Source organism: Paraburkholderia sp. SIMBA_054, assembly GCF_046534875.1.
Classification (GTDB): domain Bacteria; phylum Pseudomonadota; class Gammaproteobacteria; order Burkholderiales; family Burkholderiaceae; genus Paraburkholderia; species Paraburkholderia hospita.
On the sequence record NZ_JAWRXV010000289.1, the window covers coordinates 1 to 404 of the forward strand.

Consider the following 404-nt stretch of genomic DNA (forward strand, 5'->3'; position numbering starts at 1 on the left):
GACCGGTTTTTCCGTAGCCTTGCCGACGCCCACGGCGCGCGCGCCATGAGCATCATCCTGTCAGGCACGGGTAGCGACGGGACAGTTGGGATTGGCCGGATCAAGGAGTGCGGTGGTATTACGCTCGCCCAGACTCCCGACGACGCCGAGTATCCGGAGATGCCGGAGAGCGCAATTGCAAGCGGACAGATCGACATCGCGTTACCGGTGGTCGATCTGCCGCAAAAGCTGGTCGAGCTGTGGGCAAACGCCCGGGTCATCAAACTCCCCGCCGCAGACGAGCGACCGGATCGCGTGTTGCCCTCTGTAGAGCCTGATGACACGGCCGAACAGGCATTGCACGACATACTCACCACGCTGCGCACGCAGACCGGGCATGACTTCCGGCACTACAAGCGCGCCAC

The 404-nt window shown here is 63.4% G+C and carries 1 protein-coding gene; it reads left to right on the forward strand.

The window, feature by feature from the left end; translation table 11 throughout:
* Positions 1–45: 45 nt before the first annotated feature.
* A partial coding sequence (locus SB822_RS55155; protein ID WP_410858855.1) for a chemotaxis protein CheB occupies positions 46–404 on the forward strand: 359 nt, incomplete at its 3' end.